This window comes from Paraburkholderia sp. BR14320 (assembly GCF_040948665.1).
In the GTDB taxonomy this organism is placed as follows: domain Bacteria; phylum Pseudomonadota; class Gammaproteobacteria; order Burkholderiales; family Burkholderiaceae; genus Paraburkholderia; species Paraburkholderia youngii.
Genome location: NZ_JBFPKG010000030.1, coordinates 1 through 19,615, shown reverse-complemented (window position 1 = coordinate 19,615; position 19,615 = coordinate 1). Strand labels below are relative to the sequence as shown.

11 protein-coding genes and 2 riboswitches are annotated in these 19,615 nt (G+C 65.7%); of the genes, 7 read left to right on the top strand and 4 right to left on the bottom strand.

From position 1 onward, the window contains the following. Positions 1–96: 96 nt before the first annotated feature. From AB3X89_RS24735 to AB3X89_RS24705, 7 genes are all read left to right on the top strand, one after another. A complete protein-coding gene (locus tag AB3X89_RS24735; protein ID WP_368585625.1) occupies positions 97–447 on the top strand; it encodes a hypothetical protein in 351 nt (116 codons plus the stop codon). 217 nt (positions 448–664) lie between these two features. Next, positions 665–767: riboswitch (glycine riboswitch) on the top strand. Positions 768–787: 20 nt separating this feature from the next. Continuing rightward, a riboswitch (glycine riboswitch) is annotated at positions 788–948 on the top strand. Between the two features lie 80 nt (positions 949–1,028). Further along, positions 1,029–2,147: a glycine cleavage system aminomethyltransferase GcvT gene (gcvT, locus tag AB3X89_RS24730; RefSeq protein ID WP_368585624.1), complete on the top strand. Its 1,119-nt coding sequence runs from the start codon at positions 1,029–1,031 to the stop codon at positions 2,145–2,147. A gap of 60 nt (positions 2,148–2,207) precedes the next feature. After that, the gene (gene gcvH, locus AB3X89_RS24725; RefSeq protein WP_368585623.1) at positions 2,208–2,588 is read left to right on the top strand and encodes a glycine cleavage system protein GcvH; all 381 of its coding nucleotides are present in this window, start codon (positions 2,208–2,210) and stop codon (positions 2,586–2,588) included. Positions 2,589–2,682: 94 nt separating this feature from the next. Continuing rightward, on the top strand, positions 2,683–5,619 hold the full coding sequence (gene gcvP, locus AB3X89_RS24720) for an aminomethyl-transferring glycine dehydrogenase (protein WP_368585622.1): 2,937 nt from the start codon (positions 2,683–2,685) through the stop codon (positions 5,617–5,619). Between the two features lie 125 nt (positions 5,620–5,744). Continuing rightward, the gene (locus AB3X89_RS24715) at positions 5,745–6,875 is read left to right on the top strand and encodes an alginate lyase family protein (protein ID WP_368585621.1); all 1,131 of its coding nucleotides are present in this window, start codon (positions 5,745–5,747) and stop codon (positions 6,873–6,875) included. A 28-nt stretch (positions 6,876–6,903) separates the two neighbouring features. Continuing rightward, the gene (locus AB3X89_RS24710) at positions 6,904–8,292 is read left to right on the top strand and encodes an L-serine ammonia-lyase (protein ID WP_368585620.1); all 1,389 of its coding nucleotides are present in this window, start codon (positions 6,904–6,906) and stop codon (positions 8,290–8,292) included. 238 nt (positions 8,293–8,530) lie between these two features. Beyond that, on the top strand, positions 8,531–10,258 hold the full coding sequence (locus tag AB3X89_RS24705) for a thiamine pyrophosphate-binding protein (protein WP_368585619.1): 1,728 nt from the start codon (positions 8,531–8,533) through the stop codon (positions 10,256–10,258). Positions 10,259–10,331: 73 nt separating this feature from the next. On the opposite strand, the gene AB3X89_RS24700 is transcribed toward AB3X89_RS24705, so the two are convergent. The 4 genes from AB3X89_RS24700 to AB3X89_RS24685 all read right to left on the bottom strand — a co-directional run. Continuing rightward, a complete protein-coding gene (locus AB3X89_RS24700; protein ID WP_368585618.1) occupies positions 10,332–11,480 on the bottom strand; it encodes a branched-chain amino acid ABC transporter substrate-binding protein in 1,149 nt (382 codons plus the stop codon). An 88-nt stretch (positions 11,481–11,568) separates the two neighbouring features. Further along, positions 11,569–15,507: a trifunctional transcriptional regulator/proline dehydrogenase/L-glutamate gamma-semialdehyde dehydrogenase gene (gene putA, locus AB3X89_RS24695; RefSeq protein WP_368585617.1), complete on the bottom strand. Its 3,939-nt coding sequence runs from the start codon at positions 15,505–15,507 to the stop codon at positions 11,569–11,571. A gap of 881 nt (positions 15,508–16,388) precedes the next feature. Next, a complete protein-coding gene (locus tag AB3X89_RS24690) occupies positions 16,389–17,819 on the bottom strand; it encodes a YeiH family protein (RefSeq protein WP_368585616.1) in 1,431 nt (476 codons plus the stop codon). Positions 17,820–17,988: 169 nt separating this feature from the next. After that, on the bottom strand, positions 17,989–19,615 hold a 1,627-nt coding region (locus tag AB3X89_RS24685; RefSeq protein ID WP_368585615.1), incomplete at its 5' end, for a primosomal protein N'.

Sequence of the window (19,615 nt, the reverse complement as noted above, 5' to 3'; positions counted from 1 at the left end):
CGTTACAAATTCGCCCGCTGCCGAGTCAGCGGGCGTTCCTCGTCATCCGTTGCTAGCGAGGTAGTAATCGATACGACAACGACTCCGGGAGAATCCATGTCTCGAATCATCCGTGCCCTTGTTGCATGCGCGCTGCTCGGCTCCGTCGCCGCCTGCGTGGTAACGCCGCCGCCGGCCCCGCGCCCGAGCCCCACTCCGCAGCAGATCGCGGACCAGCGCCTGCATCAGGTCGAGGGCCGCATCGACAATCTCGCGCGCCGTATCGACACTCGCGTGAATCAGGGCTATTACCCGCCGCCGCAAGGCGCCGCGCTGCATCACCGCCTCGAGACGATCCGCCAGGAAGCACACGACATGGCCACGCAGCATGGCGGCGGTTTGTCCGCGGAAGAACAGCGCGTGCTGAACCAGGAGCTGGACAATGCGGCTCACGCGATCGGCGAGTGAGTCGGCGAGCAAGCCGGCAAACCGAGTTGGCAAGCGAGCAGCGGGTGAGCACCCACTACCACTCATGGTGCGGTGACGGATAGCGCCGGGACGAGCAACTCAAAAGCGCGGGCATACGCTCCGCGCTTTTCTTTTTGACACCCCGAAACAGTCGCAGTCGCCCTCACTGCGCTCCCGGCCCTTTATTTGACAAGCCCCGGCCCGTCGCGTACATTCGCCGCACGCGTCGGGAGAGCGTGCTGGCAAGCGAAAAATCGCAGGCCGCGCCGCCGAAGGGGCACACCCGCAAACTCTCAGGCAAAAGGACCGACCGCGTCGAAAAACCCGTCTTCCGGCGGCTTTTTCGCACTCTGGAGAGCGGCAGTAGCCATCCGCGTCGCACGTCGTGCACCGCAGGCAGGCTGCCCACCGAAGGGGCGCGCGTTTCACCGCGACGAATCGAGCTCATTGAGCCCGTCGCGGCGGCGCAATCTCTCAGGTATCGAGGACAGAGGGGTCATGCAGAACCACGCTCGCAGGCACACGGCCGCGAGGCAGTGCGCCGCATGGCCTTTTTTGTTCCGCGAGACGCCCGAGGCCCCATGACCGAACTCAAACACACCCCGCTCCACGCCGCTCACCGTGCGCTCAATGCCCGCATGGTCGACTTCGGCGGCTGGGACATGCCCGTCAACTACGGCTCGCAGATCGAGGAACATCGCGCGGTGCGCACCGACGCCGGCATGTTCGACGTGTCCCACATGTGCGTGGTCGATTTCACCGGCGAGCGCGTCCGCGCGTTCTTCGAATACGCGCTCGCGAACAACGTCGCGAAGCTGCAAACCCCGGGTCGCGCGCTCTACTCCTGCATGCTGAATCCGAACGGCGGCGTGATCGACGACCTGATCGTCTATTACTTCGGCGAAGACCACTTCCGCGTGGTCGTCAACGCCGGCACCGCCGACAAAGACATCGCCTGGTTCGGCCAGCTCAACGCCGAAGGTGGTTTCGGCCTCACCATCACGCCGCGCCGCGATCTGGCGATCGTCGCCGTGCAAGGCCCGAACGCGCGCGAAAAAGCCTGGCAAACCGTGCCGGCCGCGCGCGCCGCGACCGAAGCGCTGAAGCCGTTCAACGCCGCGCGCGTCGACGGCACGCCGTTCGGCGAGCTGACCGTCGCGCGCACCGGCTACACCGGCGAAGACGGCTTCGAGATCATCGTGCCCGCTAAGCATGTCGAAGCGCTGTGGAATGCGCTCGCCGCCCAAGGCGTGCGCCCGGCCGGTCTCGGCGCACGCGACACGCTGCGCCTCGAAGCCGGCATGAATCTTTACGGCCAGGACATGGACGACAATGTCTCGCCGCTCGACGCCGGTCTCGCATGGACCGTGGACCTCACCTCGCCGCGCGACTTCATCGGCAAAAGCAGCCTCGAAGCCGGCGGCTCGCGCGCCGCGTTCGTCGGCCTGATCCTGCTGAAGGAAAACGGCAAGGCCGCCGGTGTGCTGCGCGCGCATCAGAAGGTCATCACGCCGCACGGCGACGGCGAAATCACCAGCGGCACGTTCTCGCCCACCATGCAGGAATCGATCGCCTTCGCGCGCGTGCCGAAAGGCGTGCAGCCGGGCGACACTGTGCATGTCCAGATTCGCGACAAAGCCTGCCCCGCAAGCGTGGTAAAACTGCCGTTCGTGCGCAACGGCAAGGTGCTGGCGGTTTAAGCGGCCGGCGCACGCCCCTACATTCAAACCACTACCGAACATACCGTTCAGGAGCATCCAATGAGCATCCCGGCCGATCTGAAATACACCGAATCGCACGAATGGGTCCGCACCGAAGCGGACGGCACGCTGACGGTCGGCATCACCGACCACGCGCAGGAAGCGCTCGGCGACATCGTCTTCTTCGAAGTCCAGCAACTCGGCAAGTCCGTGACCGCGGGCGACACCGTCGCCGTGATCGAATCGGTGAAGGCCGCTTCCGATATCTACGCGCCGGTTTCGGGCGAAGTCATCGAAGCGAACACGACCGTCGGCGACTCGCCGGACACCGTCAACAGCACGCCGTACGACAGCTGGCTGTTCAAGATCAAGCCGGCCGCCGACGCGTCGCTCGAGCGTCTGCTCGACGCCGACGCGTACGCGAAGTCGATCGGCGCCTGAGTTACGACCTGACTCACTGCCTGATTCAGTTTTCGTTTTAACCGTCAGGCGCGGCGCTCGCACCACGGCGCGCGCCACGCCGCCAGGAACACCCATGAAGCTCGAACACCCGGATCGTCTGATGAACCGCACTCCTCTCTCGCTCGCCGCGCTCGAAGTGCACGACGCCTTCGCCGAACGGCATATCGGCCCGGATACGGCCGACCAGCAAGCGATGCTCGAAGCAATCGGCTTCGCGTCGCGCGCGGCATTGATCGACGCCGTCATCCCGAAGACGATCCGCCGCACCGAAGCGCTGCCGCTCGGCCCCTTCGCGCAACCGAAGAGCGAAGCCGAAGCGCTCGCGGCCTTGCGCGAACTCGCGGACAAGAACCAGGTGTTCCGCTCCTACATCGGCCAGGGCTATTACAACGCCCATACGCCGACGGTGATCCTGCGCAACGTGCTGGAAAATCCGGCGTGGTACACCGCGTACACGCCGTATCAGCCTGAAATTTCCCAAGGCCGTCTGGAAGCGCTGCTGAACTTCCAGCAGATGGTCACCGACCTGACCGGCCTCGCGATCTCGAACGCATCGCTGCTCGACGAAGCGACCGCCGCCGCCGAAGCGATGACGCTGCTGCAGCGTGTCGGCAAACCGAAGTCGAACGTATTCTTCGTCGCCGACGACGTATTGCCGCAAACCATCGAAGTCGTGAAGACGCGCGCGACGCCGGTCGGCATCGAAGTGAAGGTCGGCCCGGCCGCCGAAGCCGCCAACGCCAACGCCTTCGGCGTGCTGCTGCAATACCCGGGCGTGAACGGCGACGTGCGCGACTACCGCGCACTGACCGAAGCGATCCACGCGGCGGGTGGCCATGTGGTCGTCGCCGCCGACCTGCTCGCGCTGACGGTGCTGACGCCGCCGGGCGAATGGGGCGCGGACGTGGCCGTCGGCAATACGCAGCGTTTCGGCGTGCCGGTCGGTTTCGGCGGCCCGCATGCCGCATACCTCGCCGTGCGCGATGAATTCAAGCGGCAGATGCCGGGACGGCTGGTCGGCGTGACCGTCGACGCGCAAGGCAACCCGGCGCTGCGGCTCGCGCTGCAAACGCGCGAGCAGCACATCCGCCGCGAGAAGGCGACCTCGAACGTGTGTACCGCACAGGCGCTCCTCGCGATCATGGCGAGCATGTACGCGGTCTATCACGGGCCGCGCGGCCTGAAGACGATCGCGCTGCGCGTGAACCGCATCGCCACGCTGCTCGCCGAAGGCGCGAAGCAACTCGGCTACAAGCTCGTCAACGAAACTTTCTTCGACACGCTCACGTTCGACACCGGCGCACGCACGCAAGCGCTGCACGACGCGGCCACGGCGAGACGCATCAACCTGCGCCACGTGAGCGCGACGCAAGTCGGCCTGTCGATCGACGAAACCACCACGCGCCAGGATCTGGCCGACCTGCTCGCGGTGTTCGCGCAAGCGGCCTTCAAGAGCGACGTGCCGCAAGTCGACGCGCTCGACGCCGCGCTGAGCGCATCGAAGACCGCGTCGGTGCCGGCCGCGCTCGAACGTACGAGCGCGTACCTCACGCATCACGTGTTCAACCGTCATCACTCGGAAACGGAAATGCTGCGCTACCTGCGCAGCCTGTCGGACAAGGACCTCGCGCTCGATCGCTCGATGATCCCGCTCGGCTCGTGCACGATGAAGCTGAACGCGACGTCGGAAATGCTGCCGGTCACCTGGCCCGAGTTCGGCCAGATTCATCCGTTCGCACCGGCCGAACAGACCGTCGGCTACCGCGAGATGATCGATCAGCTCGAAGAGATGCTGGTCGCCGCGACAGGCTATGCGGCCGTGTCGCTGCAACCGAACGCGGGCTCACAGGGCGAGTACGCGGGTCTGTTGATCATCCACGCATATCACGCGTCGCGCGGCGAAGCGCATCGCAACGTCTGTCTGATTCCCGCGTCGGCGCACGGCACGAACCCGGCGTCGGCGCAGATGGCCGGCATGCAGGTCGTGGTCGTCGCATGCGACGCGCAGGGCAACGTCGATATCGAAGACCTGAAGAAGAAGGCCGCGCAGCACGCCGATAAGCTCGCGGCGATCATGATCACGTACCCGTCGACGCACGGGGTGTTCGAACAGAACGTCCGCGAAATCTGTGAGATCGTGCATGCGCACGGCGGCCAGGTGTACGTGGACGGCGCGAACATGAACGCGATGGTCGGCCTGTGCGCGCCGGGCCAGTTCGGCGGCGACGTCTCGCACCTGAACCTGCACAAGACCTTCTGCATTCCGCACGGCGGCGGCGGACCGGGCGTCGGTCCGGTCGCGGTCGGCGCGCACCTCGCGCAGTTCCTGCCGAACCAGACCTCCTCGGGCTACCAGCGCGCGGAAAACGGCATCGGCGCGGTGTCCGCCGCGCCGTACGGCTCTGCGTCGATCCTGCCGATCTCGTGGATGTACATCGCGATGATGGGCGCGAAGAACCTGAGCGCCGCGACCGAAACCGCGATCCTCAACGCGAACTACGTCGCGAACAAGCTCGCGCCGCACTATCCGGTGCTGTATTCGGGCCCCGGCGGCCTCGTCGCGCACGAGTGCATTCTCGATCTGCGTCCGATCAAGGACACGAGCGGCATCACCGTCGACGACGTCGCCAAGCGCCTCGCCGACTACGGCTTCCACGCGCCGACGATGAGCTTCCCGGTGCCGGGCACGCTGATGGTGGAGCCGACCGAATCGGAGTCGAAAGAAGAGCTCGATCGCTTCATCGAGGCGATGATCGCGATCCGCGAGGAAATCCGCGCGGTCGAGGAAGGCCGCTCGGACCGCGAGGACAATCCGCTGAAGCACGCGCCGCACACCGCGGCGGTCGTGATCGCCGACGACTGGAAGCATGCGTATGCGCGCGAGACCGCTGCGTATCCGCTGAAGACGCTGATCGCGAACAAGTACTGGCCGCCGGTCGGTCGCGCGGACAACGTGTACGGCGATCGCAACCTGTTCTGCTCGTGCGTGCCGATCGCCGATTACGAGTAAGAGCGAGTCGGCCGCACGTCACGCGCGGCGCTGCGAAGGTCCATCAGCGTGCGCGCGCGATCCTGTTGTTGAAAGCCGCAACCGGCTAACATCACACACCGAATCAGCCTAACGAGGAGTTTCGCATGGCGCGAAAGGTGCGATTGATGCAAAGCCGGGACGAGGCGGCGGGTGTCCGTCCGTGGCGACCGGCTTACGCTGTGCTGCTGGCCGGTGCGGCCGTGCTGTTGCCGCTGCGCGAAGCGCAAGCCGCGATGAATTTTTGCGCGGCGCCGGCGCTGCAAACGAGCGAGCGCACCAATGCCGATCCCGGCGTCAAGGCGCTCGTCGCCAACGTGCAGGCGCATCTGAACGAGCAGCCGCATGCGCTCGCGAAACTGCACACCGAAGGCACGCTGCCGCACGAGGGCATCTACGATCAGAGCGTCGAAGCGCAGAAGGATCTCGACCTGCTGCGCGACGCCGCGCTCGCGTGGCGCGCGACCAGCGACGACCGCTTCCTGAAGCTCGTCGATCGTCTGCTGTATGTATGGGTCACGACCTATCAGCCGAGCTTCAATCCGATCGACGAAACGGGTTTCGAAGGGCTGATCCTCGCGTATGACATGACCGCGAGTGCGCTGCCCGTCAAAACGCGCAACGCGGCGATGGCGTTTCTGACGAAGTTCGCCAACGGCTATATCGCGCAGATCGACGCGCAGCCGCGGCCGCTCACCGGCACGTTCCGCAACAATTGGCAAAGCCACCGCATCAAGCTGATCGCGATGGCTGCGTTCACGCTCGACAATCGCAAGATGATCAACGCGGCGCAGCGGCTGTTCGTCGAGCATATCGGCGACAACATCGCGCCGGACGGCTCGACGATCGACTTCGGCGAGCGTGATGCACTGCACTACGTCACCTACGATCTGCAACCGCTGGTGACGGCCGCGCTCGCCGCGCGCCGCCACAACCGCAACTGGCTGCAAGAAAAGGGCGCGAACGGCGCGACGCTGCTCGCCGCGCTGAACTGGCTCGTGCCCTTTGCGATGGGCGCCCAGACGCATGAGGAATTCGTGCATTCGAACGTCGCGTTCGATGCAAAACGTCGCGAGGCCGGCTTGCCCGGTTATTCGGGTCGGTGGGATCCGAAGAACGCGGCGGAACTGTTTCACCTGGCGGCGCGTCTCGATGGACGCTTTACGCCAGTCGCGCTGCAGCTCGCACCGACGCCGCCCGCGTGGCTCGCCGTGTGCCTGCCGCTGGCGGCGCGCTAAACTCTTATCTATAGGCAGGGAGCAGTACATGGCAGTCAGCGTCTTCGATCTCTTCAAAATCGGCATTGGTCCGTCGAGCTCGCATACGGTCGGGCCGATGCGCGCGGCGCTGATGTTCGTCCAGGGGCTCGAGCGCGACGGGCTGCTCGATTCCACCGCAGCGGTGAAAGCGGAGCTGTACGGCTCGCTCGGCGCGACCGGCAAGGGGCACGGCACCGATCGCGGCGTGATGCTAGGTCTGATGGGCGATGCGCCCGACACCGTGAATCCCGACACGATCGCGCAACGGCTGGAAGCGGTGCGCACGTCGCGCAAACTCGCGCTGCTCGGCACGCACGAGGTGCCTTTCGTGCAGAAAGAGCAGATCGCGTTCTATCGCCAGGCATTGCCCGAGCATCCAAACGGCCTGAAGCTGTTCGCGTTCGATGCGCAAGGCGCGACGCTGCGCGAGTCGACCTATCTGTCGGTCGGCGGCGGCTTCGTCGTGACGGCTGGCGCGCCGAACACGAAGGTGCTGAGCGCCGTCGATCAGCTTCCGCACTCGTTTCGTACCGCCAATGAGTTGCTCGCGCTGTGCGCGTCGAGCGGCAAGAGCATCGCGCAGCTGATGTGGGAAAACGAACGAGTCTGGAACAGCGAGGAAGAAACGCGCGCGGGTCTGCTGAAGATCTGGGACGTGATGCAATCATGCGTCGCACGCGGGTGCGGCATCAACAATCCCGACGCCGATGGTCACTTGCCCGGCCCCTTCCAGGTGAAGCGGCGCGCGCCGCAGCTGTATCGCGCGTTGACGGGCAACCCTGAGCGCGCACTGCAGGATCCGCTGTCGATGGTCGACTGGATCAACCTGTACGCGATCGCCGTCAACGAAGAGAACGCCGCGGGCGGGCGCGTCGTCACCGCACCGACCAATGGTGCGGCCGGCATCATTCCGGCGGTGCTGCATTACTACACGCGCTTCATGCCGGGCGCGAACGAGCAGGGCGTGATCGACTTCCTGATGACGGCCGCCGCGATCGGCATCCTGTACAAGCTGAACGCGTCGATTTCCGGCGCGGAGGTCGGCTGCCAGGGGGAAGTCGGCGTCGCGTGCTCGATGGCCGCGGGCGCGCTGGCCGCCGTGATGGGCGGCACGCCGAAGCAGGTCGAGAACGCCGCGGAAATCGGCATGGAGCACAACCTCGGGCTCACTTGCGATCCGGTTGGCGGCATGGTGCAGATTCCGTGCATCGAGCGCAATGCGATGGCATCGGTGAAGGCGGTCAATGCCGCGCGCATGGCGTTGCGCGGCGACGGCAGCCACTACGTGTCGCTCGATTCGGTGATCAAGACGATGCGCGAAACCGGCGCGGACATGAAGACCAAGTACAAGGAAACGTCGCGCGGCGGCCTCGCGGTGAATATCGTCGAGTGCTGAGGCGTTGAGCGCGGCATCCAATTGCATGCGATGGAATCGGAAAAGCGCGGGCCCTGTGGCCCGCGTTTTTCATTTGGGCAACCGCGTTGCGCCTACGCCGTCGAACAGTTGCGCTGCGCCATGACAACGCCCACGGGCTCGGCGTAAGCTGTCGAATCGCCCATCGGCCGCTGTTGCAGGTTCCGCCGATGCGGCTCCACTCCAACGCACTCACGCACTGCCAGGAGGCTTCTTCGCAATGTCGCTGCCGAATGCTCCCGCTGCCCATTCCGCTTCCCATACCGCACGCACGACCGGCGCGCGCCTCGTCGTCGATGCGTTGCTCACGCACGGCGTCGAACGTGTTTTCTGCGTTCCCGGGGAAAGCTTTCTCGCCGTGCTCGATTCGCTGCATGACGAAACCGGGCGCATCCAGACGATCGTCTGCCGTCACGAAGCCGCGGCCGCGAACATGGCCGAAGCGGTCGGCAAGCTGACCGGCCGCCCGGGTGTCGCGCTGGTCACGCGCGGACCGGGCGCGACGCATGCGTCGATCGGCGTGCACACCGCGTTTCAGGACTCCACGCCGATGATCCTGCTGATCGGCCAGTGCGCGCGCGAACATCTCGATCGCGAGGCGTTCCAGGAGATCGACTACCGGCGCATGTTCGGTCAGATGGCGAAGTGGGTCGCGCAGATCGACGACCCGAAGCGCATCCCCGAATATCTGAGCCATGCGTTTCATACGGCCACCTCGGGGCGGCCGGGGCCTGTAGTGCTGGCATTGCCCGAAGACGTGCTGAGCGATGCCTGCGACGCGGTGCCTGGCGCGCCCGCTTATCAACGCGTGGCGGCGTCGCCATCGGCAGCGCAGATCACGAAGCTGCGCGAGTTGCTCGAAGGCGCGCAACGTCCAATGGTGATCGCCGGCGGCAGCGGCTGGACAGCGACCGCATGCGCGGACCTGCGGCGATTCATCGAAAACTGGCAGCTGCCGATCGGCCTCGCGTTCCGCTTCCAGGACACCTTCGACAACGAGCATCCGAACTATGCGGGCGACGTCGGTCTCGGCATCAATCCCGCGCTCGCTCAGCGCATTCGCGATGCGGACCTGCTGCTCACGCTCGGTCCGCGCCTCGGCGAAGCGACGACCAACGGCTACACGCTGCTCGATATCCCGAAGACGAAACAGACGCTGGTGCATGTGCATCAGGGCGCGGAAGAACTGGGGCGCGTCTATGCGGCCGATCTGCCGATCGTCTCCGGCATGCCTGAACTCGCGGCGATGCTCGCAGAGCTGGAACCGTCGTCGTCCGGCAAGCTCGCCTGGGCGGGTGCCGCTGAGGAAGCGCATCGCGCGTATCTGGAATGGCGCAAGCCGCGTCCGGTTCCCGGCGACGTGCAGATGGGTGAAGTGATCCAGCAGTTGCGCGCGCATTTGCCCGAGGACGCGATCGTTACCAACGGCGCGGGCAATTACGCGACGTGGCTGCATCGGCATTTCTCATATCGACACTTCCGTTCGCAGCTCGCACCGACGAGCGGCGCGATGGGCTACGGCGTGCCGGCGGCGCTCGCGGCAAAGTCGCTGTATCCGCAACGCGCGGTGGTCGCGCTCGCCGGCGACGGCTGCTTCATGATGGCCGCGCAGGAGCTGGCAACCGCGATGCAGTATGACCTGCGCGTGCTGTTCATCGTCGTCAACAACAGCCATTTCGGCACGATCCGCATGCATCAGGAGCGGCACTATCCGCATCGCGTGCATGGCACCGGTCTCACGAATCCGGACTTCGCGGCATTCGCCCGTTCGTTCGGTGCGCATGGCGAGACCGTTGAACGTACCGGGGATTTTCTGCCGGCGTTGCAGCGCGCGATCGAATCGCAGCTGCCGGCCGTGATCGAGATCCGGATGCCGCAGGAGGCGAGCACGCCCGCGGCGACGCTCGAAATGATTCGTGAGCAGGGGAGGAAGATGCGGGGGGAGTGAAATTGCGCCGCCGTCAATCAAAAAACCCCGCACAAGCGGGGTTTTTTGTGGCTTACGTGGTTTAGCAGGAAACTTACTTGCCGCCCACGCTTTGCAGCGTCGTCCACTTGCCGTCGACGACCTTGTACAGCGTAATACCGCCGTTCTTCAGATCGCCGCGCTCGTCGTACGCGAGGTTGGCCGTCGTGACGGCCGGCTTCGACGTCTTCGCGAGCACCGGCAGGTACTTGGCCGGATCGGTCGAGTTCGCGCTCTTCATCGCGGTGAACATCGCCATCGCGCCATCGAACGCGTACGGCGAGTACGTTTGCACGTCTTCGTTGAAGCGCGCCTTGTACTTTTCGACGTACGCCTTGCCGCCCGGCATTTCTTCGAGAGGCAGACCGGCGAGCGAAGCCACCGTGCCGTTCGCCGCGTCGCCGGCGAGCTTGATGAAGGTCGGCGTGTGGACCATTTCTCCGCCCATCAGCGGCGCCTTCACGCCGAGCTGCTTCATCTGCTTGACCATCGGTGCTGCTTGCGAATCCGCGCCGCCGTAATAGATCAGATCCGGGTTCGACGACTTCAGCTTGGTCAGGATCGACTTGAAGTCGACGGCCTTGTCGTTCGTGTATTCACGATCGACGATCGTCGCGCCGGCCGCCTTCGCTGCCTTTTCGAACTGATCCGCAAGACCCTGGCCGTAAGCGGTGCGATCGTCGACGATCGCGATCTTCTTCATGCCGAGGTTCTTCACCGCGAACGTGCCAGCGACCGAGCCTTGCTGCGTGTCGGACGTCATCATGCGGAAGGTGGTCTTGAAGCCCTGCTGCGTGTATTCCGGCGCGGTCGCCATCGCGATCTGCGGAATGCCCGCGTTCGCGTAGATGCGCGAGGCCGGAATCGTCGTGCCCGAGTTGAAGTGGCCGAGCATGCCCTTGATGCCGTCATCCACGAGCTTCTGCGCGACCGTCGTGCCGGTACGCGGGTCGGCCTGGTCGTCGGCCGAGTCGAGCACGATGCGAACCGGCTTGCCGCCGATCACCGGCTTGGTCGCGTTGAACTCTTCGACCGCGAGCGTGATGCCGTTCTGGAAGTCCTTGCCGTAGTGCGCCTGTGCGCCCGTCATCGGACCGGCGAAGCCGACCTTCACGTCTTCCGTCGATTGAGCGTTGGCCGTCCCCGCCAGCGACATAGCGGCAACCAGAGCTGCGCCTGCCAGCTGTTTCATTTTGTGTTGCATAGCTTCTCCTTGATACCAGGTGTGGATGAAGCGGTGTCGGGGTCGCCGTGCCCGCTTCCTTTCTATTGAAGAAATCGCCGAGGTTCGCTCAACCGATCGTCATCAAATTCGCATTACCGCCTGCCGCCGCGGTATTCACGCTGACCGAGCGCTCGGTCAGCAGACGCTCGAGCGCGTAGTCCTCGTCGCCGCTCGCGAGCGCCCGGGCCGCGACGCCCTGCACCGACACGATCGGCCCCGCGCGCTTCGCGACCTCTTTCACGAGCGTGAGCAGCTCGTCGCTGTCGCCTTCGAACAGCACGGCGTCGAATGGCGCGTCGGCGCTCTTCTTCACGCTCGCATGCGCCTTCAGCGACGCCGGCAATTGCGAGACCAATTGTTCCCCCGCCGCGCCTTCGAACAACGCACGATTTCCCGTAGCCAGCACCGCCGCGAACTGCACGCGTGCGCCGCTCGCCGTCGATGCGATGCACAGCACCGTGCCGCGCGGGCCCAGCGTGTAGGTATTGCGCTCGCCGGTCGGCCCAGACAGTACCGCGGTTGCGCCCGCTGGCACATGCGACAGATAGCCGTCACAACGCGCGGCAAGCTGCGGCTCGCGCTCGTCGATCAGCCAATCGCGGAATGCGGTCAACGCGGCCGCCGGATTGTCGCCCTTTTCTGCTGCCTGCGCCGCCTGCGGCACTTCGACCACCAGCGCCTGCGCGAGCGACTTCGGCAAACCAGCCGGACGGGTCGCGAGCAGGCGCTGCAGATACAGCGCGCCGCCGGCCTTCGGCCCCGTACCCGACAGCCCTTCGCCGCCGAACGGCTGCACCCCGACCACCGCGCCGATCACGTTGCGGTTCACGTAGATGTTGCCCACGTGTGCGCGGCTGATCACGTGCGCGATCGTTTCGTCGATGCGCGTGTGAATGCCGAGCGTCAAACCGTAACCGGTCGCGCGAATCTGTTCGAGCAGCTTGTCGAGCTGGCTACGGCGATAGCGCACTACGTGCAGCACCGGGCCGAACACTTCGCGCTTCAGCTCGTCGATGCTGTCGAGTTCGATCAGCGTCGGCGGCACGAACGTGCCTTGCGTCGCGCCTTCCGGCAGCGGCAGTTGCTCGACCTTGCGGCCTTTGTCGCGCATCGCCGCGATGTGGGCGTCGATGCCGCGCTTGGCGTCGAGGTCGATCACCGGGCCGACGTCGGTCGACAGCCGGTCCGGGTTGCCGAGCGCGAGTTCGCGCATCGCGCCGGTCAGCATTTCGAGCGTGCGGTCCGCAACATCGTCCTGCAGACATAGAACGCGCAACGCCGAACACCGTTGACCAGCGGAGTCGAAAGACGATTGCAGCACGTCGGCGACGACCTGCTCGGCGAGCGCCGACGAGTCGACGATCATCGCGTTCTGGCCGCCGGTTTCGGCGATCAGGGGGATCGGTTTGCCATCCGGATCGAGCCGGCCGGACAGCGTCTTGTTGATCAGACGCGCGACTTCGGTCGAACCGGTGAACATCACCGCCCGCGTGCGCGGATCGGCGACCAGCGCGGCGCCGACCGTCTCGCCATTGCCCGGCAGCAGCTGCACCGCGCCCGCCGGCACGCCCGCTTCGCGCAGAATCCGCACCGCTTGAGCGGCGATCAGCGGCGTCTGCTCGGCTGGCTTCGCGAGCACCGTGTTGCCGGCCGCGAGCGCGGCGGCCACCTGGCCCATGAAAATCGCCAGCGGGAAATTCCACGGGCTGATACAGACCACCGGACCGAGCGGCCGATGTGTGTCGTTCGAAAACTCGTCGCGGATCTGCGTCGAGTAGTAGCGCAGGAAGTCGATCGCCTCGCGGATTTCCGCGACCGCGTTGGCGAGCGATTTGCCCGCTTCGCGCACCACGAGGCCCATCAGCGTGTGCATCTGCGCTTCGAGCAGATCGGCGGCACGCGCGAGGCAATCGGCGCGCGCCTCGACCGGCGTCGCCTGCCAGATCGGCGCGGCGGCCACCGCATGGCCGAGCGCTGCGCTCACGTGCTCCGGCGTCGCTTCGACGACGGTGCCGACGAGATCACGATGGTCGGCCGGGTTGCGCACGTCACGCCCAGCACCGACGGCGATCTGGTTGTCTTCGAGCATCGGCGCGGCGCGCCATGGATGATGCGCGCTCGCGAGCAGCGCCGATGACAGCGACGCGAGCCGATGCTCGTTCGACAGATCCAGGCCCATCGAATTGAGCCGCTCGGCGCCGTACAGATTGCGCGGCAACGGAATGCGCGCGTGCGGCGCGCCGAGCGGCACGATCTTCGACGCTTCCTCGACCGGATCGGCGACCAGGTCCTTGATCGCGACGGATTCGTCGGCGATCCGATTCACGAACGAGGTATTCGCGCCGTTCTCGAGCAGCCGGCGCACGAGGTACGCGAGCAGCGTCTCATGCGTGCCGACCGGCGCGTACACGCGGCACGGGCGGTTCAGCTTGTCGCGGCCGGTGACTTCTTCGTACAGCGGTTCGCCCATGCCGTGCAGGCACTGGAACTCGTACTGGCCGGGGTAGTAGTTGTTGCCGGCGAGGTGATAGATCGCCGACAGCGTGTGCGCGTTGTGCGTCGCGAACTGCGGATAGACAGCATCGGGCGCGCCGAGCAGTTTTTTCGCGCAGGCGAGGTACGACACGTCGGTATAGACCTTGCGCGTATAGACCGGATAGCCTTCGAGGCCATCGACCTGCGCGCGCTTGATTTCCGTATCCCAGTATGCACCCTTCACGAGCCGCACCATGATGCGGTGACGGCTGCGGCGAGCCAGATCGACGATGTAGTCGATCACGAACGGGCAGCGCTTCTGATACGCCTGCACGACGAAGCCGATGCCGTTCCAGCCTTGCAGCTCCGGATCGAAGCACAGCGCTTCGAGCAGATCGAGCGACAGTTCGAGGCGGTCGGCTTCTTCGGCGTCGATATTGAGGCCGATGTCGTAGCGGCGAGCGAGGATCGCGAGCGAACGCACGCGCGGCAGCAACTCGCTCATCGTGCGTTCCTGTTGCGCGCGCGAGTAGCGCGGATGCAGCGCCGACAGCTTGATCGAGATGCCGGGGCCTTCGTAGATGCCGCGGCCGCCGGCGGCCTTGCCGATCGCGTGGATCGCCTGCTCGTACGACGCGTAGTAGCGCTGCGCGTCGGCCTCGGTGGTGGCCGCTTCGCCGAGCATGTCGTACGAATAGCGGAAACCGCGCGCCTCGTACTTGCGGCTGTTCGCGAGCGCTTCGGAAATGTTCTCGCCGGTGACGAACTGCTCGCCCATCAGGCGCATCGCCATGTCGACGCCCTTGCGGATCAGCGGCTCGCCGCCCTTGCCGATCAGCCGCGTCAGCGCCGACGACAGGCTCGTCTCGCTATTGGTCGTCACCAGCTTGCCGGTGATCATCAAACCCCAGGTCGCCGCGTTGACGAACAGCGACGGCGCCTGGCCGACATGCGATTTCCAGTCACCCTTGCTGATCTTGTCGCGGATCAGCGCGTCGCGGGTCGCCCGGTCGGGAATGCGCAGCAGCGCCTCGGCGAGGCACATCAGCGCGACGCCTTCCTGGCTTGACAGCGAAAATTCGTGAATCAGCCCCTCGACGCCGCCGCCCTTGCTCTTCGTGCGCAGCGTTTCGACAAGCTTGCCGGCCATCGCCTGCACGTCGCCCGCTAGGTTGGCCGGCAGACGCGCCTGGCCGAGCAGGAACGGCACGCACTCGGGTTCCGGGCGGCGATACGCGGCGGTGATCGCCGCGCGCAGCACCGACTGCGGCTGCACGTTCTGCGCGAAATCGAGGAACGGATGCGACGCGCCATCTTCCTCGTTCTCGACCGCCGCGCCGTCGGCGAGATCGGCCGTGCCGGTTGCGCCCGACAGTTCGGCCGGCAACTGACCGTGCTCGATCTTTTCGAGGTAGGCGAAAATCGCCTGCTTGATCAACCAGTGCGGGGTGCGCTCGAGTCGGGTGGCGGCATCTTTGAGCCGGGAACGCAGGAGGTCGTCGACCTTGACGCCAAGGGTGGTGCTAGCCATGTTTCCTTCTTTGGTACCGGGCGTGAGCCTGGCGAAAGACTAAAAGTTGGGCGAATCGTACGCCTACAAATAAAAAGGTGCAACCAATTCGACAGCTTGGTTGCACCACGTCGCGAGCCTTATGCGGCGGGGGTTTCCGGGAGTTGCGCGAGAGCCGGAGCGGGGTGTTTTCGATCGGTACTTTCCCTGGCGTGATTCTTTTTGAAATAAGCCTTATCAAACGACTTCGCGCGCCGATATACAGAAGCACGACGATGGACGGCCCGAAACGTCGGTTTCAGGGCGCGCAGAAAAGATAAACGGGGTTCCCGAGGGTTGGTGTGATGGAAAAGTGGCTGGTAATACTGGGCATCTGGGTGATGTGCGCGGCCTGTGCGGTATTTTTCATTCGAGGCGCGACCAGAAGCTCGAATCAGCGCGAAGAGGAGCGCAAACAGGCAAGCGCGGCCTCGCGTGGATCGACGGGCGACACGCGAAACGCGCTGAACGACTGAGAGCAGGGGCCCGCGCGACGGCTCATAAAGCCGGGAGCGCGCGGATGTGGGAATTTGCGATCGGATTGGCGCGCGGCCTTTGCGCCTGAAGATCGCCGTTGGGTCAGCGCGGCCCCAGTGACGGCGCAACCGACTCGAACTGCGCACAGACGTCGCCGGGTGAAACCAGCTGGTCGTGCAGACGACACAGCCTGCTATCGGCAACGCTCGCGCCGAACCCCGAACTCAACGCGACAAGCCCGGGAATACGCTGCTCGAGCGCATCCCGGTCGCTCACGCGATGCCGGCATCCGGCACAGCATGGCACGTCCGCCGCGCCGCGGCGCTCTACGGCGCCCGCGCATGGGTTTGCGCCGACTCCACGAGCCATTGAAATCTTCACGGGCGTTATCCGAGGCTGTTCCAGTACGACGCGAACACGTGCGCGGACAGCGCATAGCCGATCGCGATATTGACCACCACACCCGCCGTGAACGCGAGGAACGGCTTAAGACCGGTCGCGGCCAGCGAGCGGAAGCGCGTCGTCAGACCGATGCTCAGGAAGCAGAAGGTGAACGCCCACGTGCGCAGCACCGTGATCGGCGCGACGAACTCCGGCGTGACGACCTTGCGGTAATCGGCGAGCGAATAATGGCTCGCGATCCACGTGACCAATGCCGACGCGATCACGAAACCGATCACGAACTTCGGGAAACGCGCCCAGATCTCACCGGCATTCGCGCGCGCGGTGACGCCGCTGTCCTGCGCTTCCCAACGCGTTGTCGCGACGATGGCGAGCACGAACGCCCAGATGCCGATCCAGATGTCGCGGCCGACCACCTTCATCAGCGTGAACGCCTGCAACGACGCTTCCGGCGCGCCGGCGATCGCGCCTCCCGCGTGTCGCGCGAAATCGCCATAGGCTTGGGCGGCGGCGATGCCAGCGGCGTCGGCGAATTCGGACGTGCCGATCCAGGCGCCGGCGACGGCCGTCGACAGTCCGAGCGAGCGCGACACGAACGGAAGCACGAAGATCATCACGACTGCCCACAGCACGACCAGCGTGATCGCGACCGACGCCTGCTCGCGCTTCGCCCGTACCGCGCCGGCAATCGCGATAGCTGCCGACACGCCGCACACTGCGCCGCCGACACCGAGCACGGCGGCAAAGCGCCGATCGAGCCCGAACGCCCGCGCAACGAGGAAGATCACGAAGAACGTCACCAACGACACGATGCTCGCCTGTACGACCGCAACCGGCCCGGCCCACACGAGCAGCGTGAACGGCAGCGTCGCGCCGAGCAGCACGATCCCGACCTTGATGTAAAACTCGACGCGCAACCCCGCCCCGAGCCACTGCGGCAGCGTGAACAGGTTCGACACGAGCAGCCCGAGCGCGAGCGCAACCAGCGGCGGTTCGAGGTTGTACTTCGACGCGTCGACCCACGCGCCGAGCGTCAGGATCAGCGCGGAAGCGACGAATACGACGACGAACGCCGCGAGAAAAGCGCCGACGCGCTGCCTGAGCAGAGCGACGCTCGCGCCGAACAGCACCGCGAAGGTCGCGAACAGCGCGAGGTAGTTAGGTAAATGTTTGCCAATGTCCTGCGCAGCCTGTGAGACGCTCGACCATTTGGCCGGCGCGACGGCGAGCCACTTGATGCTGCTGCCCGACGCGAACAGCGCCCACGCAATCACGATCACGAGGAGGCCAACGCCAGCAGCGAGCCAATCTTCGGTCAGCGAAAAGCCGCTGCCTCGTGCGGTTTGCGCATCTTGTGTACCTTGCCGATGACCCGGTGCGGCGCCCGCCGGTGCGGGATGATGGGTGTCGCTCATTGCAGATGCCCCGAGAAAGTTGAGTGGTATCGGCGCGAAGTAGTTGTTGTTTAGCCGCAAAATGCGCCGATTTGGCGAATATAGGCGAGCGCTATCACAAAGCGAAACGATCATTCGCTCTATGGATATGACTCAAAGAAGTAAGGCCGGCGTAACCTGGGCCGTGGCGTCAGATGTCGATCGGATCGACTTCGAGATTCCAGCGCAACACGCCCTTGAGTGCGCGCAACAGGGGCTGCCACGCGCGCAACGTGGCCTGCAGCGCAGCGCGCGACGCGCTTTCGATCAGCAGTTGCGCGCGATGCACATGCATCACCTTGACGATCGTGAGCGGCACAGCGTCGTAGACGGTGACGCGCTCGGCGGCCGGAATCTGCGCAAGCTCGGCGGCGGCCTGCTGCAGAAACGCGAGCGCCGCTTCGAGCGTGCGGCCTTCGGCGCGCAGCAGCGCCTGGTAGACGAACGGCGGCAGGTGCGCGTCACGTCGCTCCGCGAGCGTCGAGTTGGCGAAGCCGACGTAGTCGTGACGGCCAAGCGCGTGATACAGCGCGTGACGCGGATAGCGCGTCTGCACCAGCACTTCGCCCGGCAGGCCGGCGCGGCCCGCGCGGCCGCTCACCTGCATCAGCTGCGCGAACAGGCGCTCGCTCGCGCGGAAATCATGCGAAAACAGCGCGGTATCGGCATTCAGCACGCCTACCAGCGACACGCGCTGGAAATCGTGTCCTTTCGCGATCATCTGGGTACCGACCAGAATATCGACCTCGCCCGCGTGCACGTCCGAGAATAACGCCTGCGCGCTGCCCTTGCGGCGCGTGCTGTCGGCATCGATACGCAGCACGCGGGCGCCCGGAACCGCGCTCGCGAGCGTTTCCTCGACGCGCTGCGTGCCGCGCCCGAGCGGTGCGATATCGACGTTGCCGCACTCCGGGCACGAACGCGGGATACGAGACTCCCAGCCGCAGTGATGGCAGCGCAGCGCGCGCTCGGGCTTGTGCAGCACGACGTAGGCGCTGCAGCGCGGACAACCGGCCACCCAGCCGCACGCGTCGCAGGCGAGTTGTGGCGCGTAGCCGCGACGGTTCAGGAACACGAGGCTCTGTTCGCCGCGTTCGAGCCGCGCCTTCATCGCGGCGATCAATGGACCCGACAAGCCTTCGATCGACGCCCGCCCGCGGCGGCGCTCGTCTTCGAGATCGATCAGGCGCACGGCCGGCAGCGCGGCGTCGGCGACGGCCCGGCGCGACAGCGTGAGCCGCTTGTAGCGGCCCTGATCGGCCTGCCACCAGCTCTCGAGCGACGGCGTCGCCGAGCCGAGCACGACCGGCACGCCGAGCTGCTTCGCCCGATAGATTGCGAGATCGCGCGCCGAATAGCGCAAGCCCTCCTGCTGTTTGTAGGCGGGATCGTGCTCTTCGTCGACGACGATGATCGCCAGCCGCGGCAGCGACGCGAGCACCGCGAGCCGCGTGCCGAGCACGATGCGCGCTCGGCCGGTGTGCGCGGCAAACCAGTTGCGGGCGCGCTCGCCTTCGGCGAGGCCGCTATGCAGCGTGACGATCGCGCTGGCGTCGAGCGCGGCGAAGCGGCCGCGGAACGCCGCCTCGAACTGCGGCGTCAGGTTGATCTCCGGCACTAGCACGAGCGCTTGCGCATCAGGCTTGGCGGCCAGAATCGCGGCAAGCGCGCGCAGGTACACCTCCGTCTTGCCGCTGCCCGTCACGCCGTGCAGCAGGAACGGCGCGAAGCCGCCGGCGTCGCGGATCGCTTCGACGGCACTCGCCTGCTCGTCGGTG

Coding starts and splice junctions, on each gene's coding strand:
- gcvT (WP_368585624.1), top strand. CDS start 1,029: ATGACCGAACTCAAACACACCCCGCTCCACGCCGCTCACCGTGCGCTC.
- putA (WP_368585617.1), bottom strand. CDS start 15,507: ATGGCTAGCACCACCCTTGGCGTCAAGGTCGACGACCTCCTGCGTTCC.
- AB3X89_RS24690 (WP_368585616.1), bottom strand. CDS start 17,819: ATGAGCGACACCCATCATCCCGCACCGGCGGGCGCCGCACCGGGTCAT.
- AB3X89_RS24705 (WP_368585619.1), top strand. CDS start 8,531: ATGTCGCTGCCGAATGCTCCCGCTGCCCATTCCGCTTCCCATACCGCA.
- gcvH (WP_368585623.1), top strand. CDS start 2,208: ATGAGCATCCCGGCCGATCTGAAATACACCGAATCGCACGAATGGGTC.
- AB3X89_RS24735 (WP_368585625.1), top strand. CDS start 97: ATGTCTCGAATCATCCGTGCCCTTGTTGCATGCGCGCTGCTCGGCTCC.
- gcvP (WP_368585622.1), top strand. CDS start 2,683: ATGAAGCTCGAACACCCGGATCGTCTGATGAACCGCACTCCTCTCTCG.
- AB3X89_RS24715 (WP_368585621.1), top strand. CDS start 5,745: ATGGCGCGAAAGGTGCGATTGATGCAAAGCCGGGACGAGGCGGCGGGT.
- AB3X89_RS24700 (WP_368585618.1), bottom strand. CDS start 11,480: ATGCAACACAAAATGAAACAGCTGGCAGGCGCAGCTCTGGTTGCCGCT.
- AB3X89_RS24710 (WP_368585620.1), top strand. CDS start 6,904: ATGGCAGTCAGCGTCTTCGATCTCTTCAAAATCGGCATTGGTCCGTCG.